Source organism: Rhodocytophaga aerolata, from assembly GCF_030503435.1.
In the GTDB taxonomy this organism is placed as follows: Bacteria; Bacteroidota; Bacteroidia; order Cytophagales; family 172606-1; genus Rhodocytophaga; species Rhodocytophaga aerolata.
In genome coordinates this window covers 81,776-91,732 of record NZ_JAUKPO010000030.1, presented here as the reverse complement: position 1 = coordinate 91,732, position 9,957 = coordinate 81,776, and the positions used below count along the sequence as shown (strand labels likewise).

Below are 9,957 nucleotides of genomic sequence, written 5' to 3'. Positions count from 1 at the left end.
GCGTAGCTTTTTGAGCTGTCACTGTGCCATCCACAGGAACACTAAAGGTCAGGCTAGAGGGAGTAAAGGTTAATGTGTTAGTCCCTGAAGTGAAAGCTTCTAGTTTAAAATTCTCGAAAGAATAGACCGGTGGAGTAGCAAGTGTTGTATTTACATCCCCTGCATTGCGGTGTGAGGTATAAATGCCTGCAAAAGAAATATTTGCCACAGAGCCAAGCGTTTTACCGGCTATCAGCGCTGGTATAGCAAAGCCAAACCCGGCACCACCCATCTGTACCTCTACCCCTGCTCCAACAGTGTAAAACCCTTGAATGGTACCTGTTGTAGGATCTAGAAGCAAACGCAGTTTTACAGCACTTGTGGCAATAGCGGCAATGGCTGTGGTAATCTGCTGGTCGGGATTAGGAGAGGCCGTACTGGACAACCCATTCACTTCCCGGCGAAACTCTATTTTCCCATCCACGGCTACTAACTTTACAAAATTATCTTCATCGAGTCCATACCATAAGCCTGCTTGCTGTCCGGTAGTTGTTCCCATCACCGGATTAACAAGCGTTGTTTCTATAGTCAGTTTTTGGGCAGAAGCATTGACACCTACCCCCAGGGCATTGATCTGTGAGTTGGTGCGGACACTTTGCGTAGCGCTTGTGCCAGGTGTGCGGAAGGCCAGGCCGCGGTTAGAGGTTAGTTTTAACTGGCCTCCTGCTACTTCCAGCCTGGAAGGTTCATAGCCTGGGATAGTGCTGTTAAATACAGGACCATCTACTGCTAAGCGGGCAGAAGGGGCATCCACCATGGTAAAGCCGGTGCCCAGGTTGTTTTTATCTAACAGGCCGCCTGCGTTAGTGTTAAACTCCAGCACAAACGGGGAGGCAAGGGAAACCACTACCTGTGGACAAGGCAATGTACTAATGGGTGAACAAGTATTTGTATTTGTATTCTCAGGAACCGGAACCCCTTTAAAGGTAATATTGGTAGAACCTCCACTATAATACAAATTACCTCCTATAAAGGCGGCTACTCCCGAAGACCGGACTGCCGGCATTGGGGTTAGGTTTTGCCATGTATTAGTAGCAGGTGTATAGGCTGATACCATATCGGTCCGGCCTGTACTATGTACTGTTTCGCCTCCTAAAACAATAATACGTTTTCCGGCTACAACAACCGATGAGGTGATATGACCACGGCCATTGGTACCGGTGGGAGTTGGCAGATTTGCCCGTTGTGTCCAGGTATTGGTAGCCGGATCATACATATGTACCAGTGTCCTGGTAGTTAAATTGGAATCATGCCCGTTCTGACCGCCTATAAAGTAAATTTTACCTTCAAAAACGGTAGAACCCGCATGTTGACGCGGGTTAGGTAAAGGAGCTAAGGTTTGCCAGCCTGCCGCCAGATTATCTAAATCCAGTACATAGTGGCTTGCTAAATCTTCCGTCCGTGCTACATTGGTTCCGCCTATGTGGTGTAGCTTACCATTCACATACTCCATTTGCCCAGCAGAAATATCCACCGGAAGATCAGGAAGCCTAGTATAGGTATTAGAACCTACCGTATATTTCCATACTTGTTTGGTGCCAAAAATCTGCCCGGTACCACTGGCATTTGAAGTATATCCTCCAGCAAAATAAATATCTGTACCATCATTTGTGATACCAGCATGTGTTACTCCTCCATAAGTTTTACCGTCTGAGCCTATGCCATTGGGTAAATAAGGCAGATTAGCAATACTTGTCCATTGGTTGGCTACCGGATCGAATTGATATGAGCGGCTGGTAGGAGTAAAAGTTGATTTCTGACTGTCGAAGCCACCAAAAGTATAAAGTTTCCCATTCACCACTTCCCCTTGCTGTTCACTTACTGAATACTGCTGACTAGCTACTGTTGTCCAGTTGATAGCTGAAAAATCTTCTACCAGTATGCCAGGAACAATAGTTAATAATACGGTTGCCTGTGCTGTTAACCCTTGTGGGTCTGTAACCTTTACTACAATTGAGTAGGCAGATTTTGTATGGTAATTAAGTCGTTTGTTTACAGTCAGGGCGCCGGTAGATGAGTTTATGGCAAAGGCGCCATTCGTATTACCTGATACAATACTATACACCAATGCATCGCCATCCGGGTCTGTAGCTGTAACAATACCAGTGCCCGCCGGCGTACCCAAGCTTACATTATCGGGCAGGGTGGCTGTAAAAGAAGAGGAACCAAATACAGGTGATGTAGCAGAAGAGCCAAACACAGGCGCCCGGTTGGAAGCATGTGTAGTAAAATTCCAGTTATTTTCTGTAGTCCCATCAAAAAAATTATTGGCTGCATCCCTGAAAGCTGTAGCAGGTACAACTACTCCGATTGTAGTAGAATAGGGAAAGTCAGCCGGATTGATGATTACCTTGTTTCCATTGACGATAGATACCAGGTTGCTTCCTACATCAATTGTTTGTGAGTTGCTACCATATTTTAAAATAATCTGGCCGCTACCTTTAAACACTGGTTCATCAAATTCCAGTTCCAGATTTGAAGATATACTGACATTAGTTGATGCAATAGATGGGGTCAGGAAGGCTATTGGCTTACTTACATCAGCGACCGGCATTAGCCAAGATCCTTTCAGCCCAGGCATGCCGGAACTGGAGGTTGCAAAGCTGTTGTTAGCTAGCATCAGTTGTTTTGCTCCATAAAGCATACCTACTGTCATAAGTATAATCTTTGCGTAGTAAAACCATAGGCTTTCCGTCAGGTCTTGTAAGCGTAGGTAACTATTCTTTTTCATTAGTGATATAGAAAAAAGTTGGCTCAATTCTTTGGTTGTTTTGGATATTGGCGATTAAATTCAGATACGTATGCAAATAAATCGTTTGTATTTTGATGCGTTATCTGGGTTGATACGTGTTAATTAAAAATATCCTGCCTGAGATGGAAGGATGTAATGCAAAAGGTTTAACAAAGAATAGATGAGTGTGCATGGAAAGTTTTTAATGCCCTGAGAACAAATAATATTTAGCATTTAATTATTTTATCTATATACATTATTCAGTCATGCAATAGGCATAAATTCATTGAACTGATTTAAACATTTGCTTTGGCTATCATTTTAGTATAAGCGCAGCAATATCTTTTGCTACCATCGCATGTAACCAGCTAAATGCTCAATAAACAATAGAGGAATCTTTGATATGTGAAGTAATCCTTATGTCATATAATTTAAAGTAATTGAATAAATTCGCTAAATAGGTAAAAAACAATATTACACGAATAAGTTAAAAATACAAAGGTAGTTTTCTGTATTTTTTTTACCTGGATGTTTTAAGCTTTTATAAAACCTGCAAAATCTTACCTGTTTATAGCATTCTTATCTACGACAAAAATGGTACCTGAGTCTATAAGACCTACGCTAATTTTCGACAAAACTTTGTTTTTTTGCGATTAAACCTATCATTCTATCTAAATTTATCTATGTATACGCTTAGGCCTTAACTAGTAAACATCCTATAAATAAATACGCATACCACACTTTCTTGCATTTTTCTTACATACAAAGATTACTATTTTCAAAGTAAATTAAAATACCTATTTCCAGGTATTTTATACAAAAAAGGGTCATCATATTTTATTGAATTTTTACCAGATTTGATGTAAGAGAACCTTTACTATTTTGTTTCCTCAAAAGGGATTCTATAGACCAAAAACACTGTTAGTCCTCAGTTAACGCAACCAAGATTGCGCTTGATTCAGCAGCAATTTTAAGCTTGTTTCACTTCAGAGCTTTTGAGGCATATGAAGATCCCCGGTGCTTTCTTTTCCACTCACTTAATATAGAATTTTAGAAATAACACAAAGCACTCAGCAGGGAAATTAAATTAAAGCGGTAATACCTGCCAGAACAAGTGGTCGGGCAATTGTCACGCTGGTTTTTATCTATACCTTATCCAAAATACATGGCAGGGCTCCAGACAAGGGGTACTCGATGGCCCTGTAGTTTGACTAACATATAGCTGGTGATGTTGCTTAAGGTTATTTTCTTCTGATGATCATGAAGTATTTCTTTCATTTTTATCGGGGCAGGAAACTTATGGTTAGCTGATACAGAGCTGAAAGAATTATGTATATTTGACATTTCAGGTACATATACAATCAGTATTATATTCTTTTCACCAAAACCCATATCTGTGTAATGAATTCCCGTCGTAACTTTTTACAAAAAATTACTGCTTCCGCCCTGGCATGGCCTTTACTTAGTTCTGCTACGCAGGCGTCTTCTATTAATGCTTATAACCGGACATACCAAAGTCAACCTTTGCGTGTAGCTATTATGGGCCTGGGAAGTTATGGAACAAGGGTAGCTGAAGCCATGCAAACCTGTAAAATGGCTAAATTAACCGGTGTTATCAGCGGCACTCCTTCCAAAATAAAAGACTGGCAGAGCAAATATAATATCCCTGAAAAAAACTGCTACAATTACGAGAATTTCGACCGTATTAAGGATAATCCGGACATTGATGCCGTGTATATTATTACGCCAAACGCGCTTCACCACCCGCAAACACTGCGCGTAGCCAAAGCTGGCAAACACGTGATCTGTGAAAAACCAATGGCTATAAATGCCAAAGAAGGCAAGGAGATGGTAGATGCCTGCAAAAATGCCAAGGTACACCTGCTGATTGGGTACCGCATGCACTTTGAGCCAAAGACTTTAGAAATTGTGCGGATGAGAAAAGCTGGAGAAATGGGTAAAATCTTATTTTTTGAAGGTTTATCCGGCTTCAAAATCGGAGATCCTAACCAGTGGCGATTAAATCCAAAGCTTTCTGGTGGGGGAGCAATGATGGATATTGGCATTTATTCTATTAATGGAGCCCGCTATATGATAGGCGAAGACCCTATATGGGTAACTGCTCAGGAAACAAAAAACAACCGGGAGAAATTTAAAGACGGGATAGACGAAACTATACAGTTTCAACTAGGTTTCCCTAGTGGAGCCGTAGCTTCCTGTTTATCTACCTATAGTATGAACAACCTGGATAGCTTTTTTCTTAATGGCGACAACGGCTATGCCAAACTGCAACCGGCCACCGGCTATGGGCCTATTCAGGGGCGTACCCACAAAGGTGAACTCACCCAGCCGCACGTTACTCACCAGACACTTCAGATGGATGAGATGGCAGCTATTATTTTGCAAGGCAAAAAACCAGAGGTTCCGGTAAATGGCGAAGAAGGCGTAAAAGACATGCAGATCATTGATGCCATTTTCCAGGCAGTAAAGACAGGAAAAAAAGTAGACCTAAAAGTGTAAACCTATGTGTGTATTGGAATTCGTATAGGTAGGCACAAACGCAAGCAATACCGTATATCCTGTCTGGCAGCTTTACTAGTAAAGGCTTACCAGGCAGGATATTTCTTTTATACTTTACCGCCAGGGCACACAATCCAAGAAGTGCAGCACTACCTTTGAAAACAACATAGGTTTAACAGTTTCAAACGGTTCAGCCTGTAACAGCAGCACCTTCTATCGTATTAGAATTCGATTAGAAAAACAAGTTTAGTAAACATCGCCAGGGTTCATGCGTTATGTTATAAAACCATATACTTCCAAATGAACCAGTTTGCTACCCAGCTTCCTCCTCAAATATATAGTGTAGTACCAGCCATATTGCCACCCGATCAGCTATTTGGGCCCTTGTTTCACGATGCGCAGATGCGCCATGTTTTTGAAGACTCTATTACCTTTGCCGACTGTTATCCCAGACGTGCTCCGGAAGAAATACTGAGTTTATACGAAATAGAAAAACACAGGAAAGATTTCCGGCTCAAGGATTTTGTACATGCCTATTTCCACGTACCTGAACCAGTTAAAATTGATCATAAAAGTGACCGTTCTTTAGCTACTGCCGATCATTTACATCAGCTATGGCCATTATTAGTTCAACAATCGGAAACTAACTGTTCGCTGCTTCCTCTACCTGAGCCATATATCGTACCTGGAGGCCGCTTCCGGGGCTTATATTACTGGGATAGTTATTTCACTATGCTGGGGCTGAGAGTCTCGGGTAATTACGAACTGATTCGGCAGATGGTGAAAAATTTTGCGTACCTGATAGATGCTTACGGTCATATACCCAACGCTAACCGCAGCTACTACCTTACACGTTCTCAGCCTCCCTTCTTTGCTTTAATGGTGCAACTCCTGGCAGACATTGATGGCCCGCAGGTGCTGCAACAGTATCTGCCGCATATGCAAAAAGAATACAATTATTGGATGGATGGCTATTTCCGGCTCAACGACCATGAATCTTCTTTCCGGCGGGTAGTGATGCTACCTGACGGCAGTATTCTCAACCGCTATTGGGATGATCTGCCCGCTCCACGCCCTGAATCTTACCGGGAAGATGTAGAACTGGCCCATAAAGCTGCACCATACGGCGTTTCCCCAGGTTCGCTCTACCGGCATATCCGGGCTGCCTGCGAATCGGGATGGGATTTTAGTTGCCGCTGGTTGGGAGATGAAAAAAATTTAGCAACTATCCATACAACTGATATTATTCCAGTAGACTTAAACTGTTTGCTCTACTACCTGGAGATGACTTTATCAACAGCTTATACCCAAAGTTCTTTTGAAGAGCCAGGAGAATATTTTAAAAACAAAGCAGACCGCAGACGCAAAGCTATGCAAACGTATTTCTGGGACACTAGCCGTTGTTTTTTTATGGATTATAATGCAGCGCTGCATAAGCCAACCAGTGTATGGTCGCTGGCTGGTGTGTTTCCTTTGTTTTTTGGGATAGCTACCCCGGAACAAGCCGGGCAAGTGCAAACGCATCTGGAGAAAAGCTTTTTAAAATCAGGAGGCTTAGTCTCAAGCCTTCAGGAAAGTGGCCAACAATGGGACTCCCCCAATGGCTGGGCACCTATGCAGTGGATTGCCCATCAAGGTTTGTTGCGCTATAACTTTTCGGCATTAGCTGCACAGGTTAGGCAACGGTGGATGTCTCTCAACGACCAGGTTTTCCGCGACACTGGCAAGATGATGGAAAAATACAATGTAGTAGATACTAGTATACCAGCTGGTGGAGGTGAATACCCTAATCAGGACGGTTTCGGTTGGACTAACGGCGTATATTTATGTTTACAAACTCATGAAAGGCACTTACATTAAAAATTGCCAATAGTTTATTCATAATATTTTAAAGAAAACCTAAACCTATGCTTCAAGCCCTCTAGGGGACTTTGCATACAATCGTATGGGCGGTTTCACAGAATAAGCAATCCATCAGGAATTTTTAGCATACCTACATCCGGGCAATTCCACTAACAGGAAAATTTATAATCTGGCGCAAGAGACCTGCTAAAGGTATTTCTAGTACTACTAATAGCCTCATTAAGGACAGAAATAGACTTTGGGATAAGGGCAACAACCAGTTACGCTAAAGAGGCACTTTTACAAATTTATATTCTTACAAGTAAAGTTAGAATAGCCAGACAATACGCAGATAATAAGTATGTATTAACAGCGAAAATCTTACATAAACTAAGGATCGGAACAGTGTTTATTGTCTAATAATATCGGCTGTATAATTTGGCAATGCATAAAAAATTTACTTACTTTTGAGATTGTTGTTTATAGCAATGAGAGCAAACACATTCCGCATACTTGTCTTCTTCCTGGTATTTTTTCAGGCAGCAGCCATTTATTATAGGACAATACTGCCCCATGCTGATAACATCTATCCAGCAGCTGCACTGCATCCATCAACTGAGCTATCTTCTTTGGCCCAGGAATTTTCGCCCAATGATGCACTTGCCCCTGATCATTTACAAGACGTATTATATAGCCCTGAAAAGCTTTTACTTTCTGATGCATGGCTTTCGCCTGTTCCTACTTTTCAGTTTGGGTTTATTATTTTTCCGGCTTTTTTTCTGTTTGTCCTTTTTTCCCTTTTCAATGGAAACAAAGGTAAGGAACGTCCCTTCTTTTTTACCAACTCTTATTTCCACACCCTCTTTTTAAGTGTAATCTTAATTAATGCCCCCTAGAAGATACAGGTATCGAGCTGCATTGGCAGTAATGCTATATTAGCTTAGTAACATCACAAGGGAGATTTAATGCTAAAGCATACCATTATTCTATGTATGCATGTCTGTGTCGCTAGTTGAGCAGGTTGCCGGAGTACTTCCGAAACGGAGCTAATCTTAGAGAGCTTTCATGCAGGTTGCCTTTGTTCATAGCTTACTAACCTGCTGAGACAGGTACATTAGCGAATTTCCATTGATTTGTTACTGGCCTAAGCGTATTCCTGCAGCTTGTTGCTCCTTTAGTTACCCTTTTATCTTTATTTCCCTTCCGAAAGCCCCTGTAACCAAGCAGAATAGCTATCTGAAAATTTATCGGGCAATTACACATTTCAATCATTTTACAAATCATGAAAAAGTCAAATCAAAAAATAGATTCTAATTCTAATCAGGAAACAACAGAAGAAATAAACTGGATAGTTATCGGTCCAATCCTGGCTGTCATTTTAGGAGCCATTGTCTGGACAGTTCTGTTTTAAAGCTTGCATAACCCATCCGGTTGCCATTTGGAGCCGGATGGATATTTTCATTTTCAAGGACTTATATGCTTTACTATGCACAATTTTACCAGAATTATAGACAACGGTAAACCCCGGGTTGTCATCATTGGTGGGGGATTCGGCGGGATTGAACTTGTAAAATCGCTCAAAAAAGCAGATTTGCAGGTAGTATTAATTGATAAACACAATCACCATACATTTCAGCCCCTGCTCTACCAGGTGGCTACAGCTGGCCTGGAAGCCGATTCTATTATTCATCCTTTCCGGAAATGTTTTGAAGATCAACCTAATTTTTATTTCCGCCTGGCAGAAGTCACGTCTATTAATACCGAGAAAAAAACCGTAGAGACTACCATAGGGCATCTTCGCTACGATTATTTAGTACTGGCTACAGGAGCAACAACTAACTATTATGGAAATGAGCAGATTAAAAAACATGCCATTCCGATTAAAAGCATTGACGATGCTATAGCTCTGCGAAACCATATCCTTAGCAATTTTGAACAGGCACTTTTAACAGAAGATGAAGAAGAACTGAATAGCCTGATGGACTATGTAATTGTAGGGGGCGGACCTACCGGCGTAGAAGTAGCCGGCGCACTGGCCGAACTAAAAAAACATGTTTTTCCAAAGGACTACAAAGAACTTGACTTTATTAAAATGGACATTCACCTCATACAGGGCGCGCCGCGGTTGCTGTCTGGTATGTCGGATGAAGCTGGAGATAAAGCCTTAGCATACCTGGAAGAGTTTGGTGTAGATGTCTGGCTGGACCGTTTTGTAAAGTCCTACGATGGATATACGGTGGAACTAGATAATGGTCAAAAATTTATTACCAAATCACTCATATGGGCTGCTGGAGTGGTAGGTTCTCCGATTGATGGTATCCGCAAAGAAAGCATCGTACGGGGCGGACGTGTGCAAGTAGATGAATATAACCGGGTAACAGGCTATGAGGATATTTTTGCCTTAGGCGATATAGCGGCCATGATTACGGCTCAAACTCCGCAAGGCCACCCGATGATGGCACCTCCGGCCATGCAACAGGGAAAACTTTTAGGAAAAAACCTGCAACAACTGATTTCGGGCAAGCCGCTCACTCCCTTTGTGTATAAAGATCAAGGCTGTATGGCTACTATTGGACGTAACCGTGCCGTAGTGGATTTGAAGGTATTAAAAACGCAAGGATTTTTTGCCTGGCTCATCTGGATGTTTGTTCACCTGATCTCGATTGTGGGCTACCGTAACCGTCTACTGGTACTCATTAACTGGATGTGGAGTTATTTCAGTTATGATAAAGGGATGCGGTTGATTGTTGGGCACAAAAAAGACCCCAATGCCCCCATACACAAACAAGCGCCTACCACTACACAAACAACTTTCTCCTGATCCT

The 9,957-nt window shown here is 42.0% G+C and carries 7 protein-coding genes; 5 read left to right on the top strand and 2 right to left on the bottom strand.

What is annotated here, in order from left to right; genetic code table 11:
- Window positions 1-2,695, bottom strand: a 2,695-nt coding sequence (locus tag Q0590_RS29600) for a Kelch repeat-containing protein (RefSeq protein WP_302041266.1), incomplete at its 3' end; no start/stop codon positions are given.
- Between the two features lie 1,227 nt (window positions 2,696-3,922).
- Window positions 3,923-4,048 carry a hypothetical protein gene (locus Q0590_RS29595; RefSeq protein ID WP_302041265.1) on the bottom strand — a complete coding sequence of 42 codons (126 nt, stop codon included), beginning with the start codon at window positions 4,046-4,048 and terminating at the stop codon, window positions 3,923-3,925.
- A 123-nt stretch (window positions 4,049-4,171) separates the two neighbouring features.
- On the opposite strand from Q0590_RS29595, the gene Q0590_RS29590 reads away from it, so the two are divergent.
- The 5 genes from Q0590_RS29590 (at window position 4,172) to Q0590_RS29570 (ending at window position 9,953) form a co-directional block, all read left to right on the top strand.
- Window positions 4,172-5,290: a Gfo/Idh/MocA family protein gene (locus Q0590_RS29590; protein WP_302041264.1), complete on the top strand. Its 1,119-nt coding sequence runs from the start codon at window positions 4,172-4,174 to the stop codon at window positions 5,288-5,290.
- A 300-nt stretch (window positions 5,291-5,590) separates the two neighbouring features.
- Window positions 5,591-7,150, top strand: coding sequence for an alpha,alpha-trehalase TreF (treF, locus tag Q0590_RS29585; protein ID WP_302041263.1), 1,560 nt, complete (start codon window positions 5,591-5,593; stop codon window positions 7,148-7,150).
- A gap of 470 nt (window positions 7,151-7,620) precedes the next feature.
- Complete coding sequence (locus tag Q0590_RS29580; protein ID WP_302041262.1) at window positions 7,621-8,028, top strand: hypothetical protein; 408 nt, start codon at window positions 7,621-7,623, stop codon at window positions 8,026-8,028.
- Window positions 8,029-8,414: 386 nt separating this feature from the next.
- Window positions 8,415-8,543: a hypothetical protein gene (locus tag Q0590_RS29575; RefSeq protein WP_302041261.1), complete on the top strand. Its 129-nt coding sequence runs from the start codon at window positions 8,415-8,417 to the stop codon at window positions 8,541-8,543.
- 75 nt (window positions 8,544-8,618) lie between these two features.
- On the top strand, window positions 8,619-9,953 hold the full coding sequence (locus Q0590_RS29570; RefSeq protein ID WP_302041260.1) for an NAD(P)/FAD-dependent oxidoreductase: 1,335 nt from the start codon (window positions 8,619-8,621) through the stop codon (window positions 9,951-9,953).
- The last annotated feature ends 4 nt before the right edge of the window (window positions 9,954-9,957 follow it).

What these genes read in the sequence shown, in the direction of transcription:
- Q0590_RS29595 (WP_302041265.1), bottom strand. Translation starts at nt 4,048, where the DNA reads ATGAAAGAAATACTTCATGATCATCAGAAGAAAATAACCTTAAGCAAC.
- Q0590_RS29590 (WP_302041264.1), top strand. Translation starts at nt 4,172, where the DNA reads ATGAATTCCCGTCGTAACTTTTTACAAAAAATTACTGCTTCCGCCCTG.
- treF (WP_302041263.1), top strand. Translation starts at nt 5,591, where the DNA reads ATGAACCAGTTTGCTACCCAGCTTCCTCCTCAAATATATAGTGTAGTA.
- Q0590_RS29580 (WP_302041262.1), top strand. Translation starts at nt 7,621, where the DNA reads ATGAGAGCAAACACATTCCGCATACTTGTCTTCTTCCTGGTATTTTTT.
- Q0590_RS29575 (WP_302041261.1), top strand. Translation starts at nt 8,415, where the DNA reads ATGAAAAAGTCAAATCAAAAAATAGATTCTAATTCTAATCAGGAAACA.
- Q0590_RS29570 (WP_302041260.1), top strand. Translation starts at nt 8,619, where the DNA reads ATGCACAATTTTACCAGAATTATAGACAACGGTAAACCCCGGGTTGTC.